The following is a 546-nucleotide window of genomic DNA, read 5'->3' on the forward strand; positions in this document are numbered from 1 at the left end:
AGGTAATCCGACCACATCAGAATGTTGATCTCACCCGAGGACGCCAGCGCGCTTTTGCTATAAAGCGGTGCCGCCAGCGCAGCAGCACCTGTCGTCTTCAGCATTGAGCGCCGTGTGATGTTATTTTTTGAGATCATGCTATCCTCCTGTTGCATGCAAATTTAGAATTGTTGGTTATAGGGCTTTAGCCCGGCTGCACCTTTCAGATCGAGTTTTCCGGCTTGGCTCTGCTGGTCACCATTTACTGAAGGCCCCTGCCTTCCATTCGCGAGCTTGTGCCCCGGTTATGAAACAGGGGTATGACGGAATGGCGTAAATACCGGAAATCTCGCATATTTTCTGATCACAATGCAGCTTTGAAGAGCTGTGTTATGTTTTCTGTGTTAAGTTCGATCGGGTTGCCGCCACAGGACGGGTCGATGATGGCGCCTTTGACCAGTTCTGGGATCGACGCTTCGGTCACGCCCAGATCGGACAGTTTGCGCGGGATGCCCAGCGAGTCATTGAACTCCAGCACAAAGGCACGGAACCCGTCATAGCCGCCCT

At 52.7% G+C, this 546-nt stretch carries 1 pseudogene; it reads right to left on the minus strand.

Annotation, left to right across the window (positions count from 1 at the left end):
- Positions 1–343: 343 nt before the first annotated feature.
- Positions 344–546 (minus strand): annotated as a pseudogene (locus tag ACR0KW_RS24300) (iron-containing alcohol dehydrogenase); the annotation flags it as partial.

The sequence above is a fragment of the Ruegeria sp. CG11 genome (assembly GCF_056537245.1).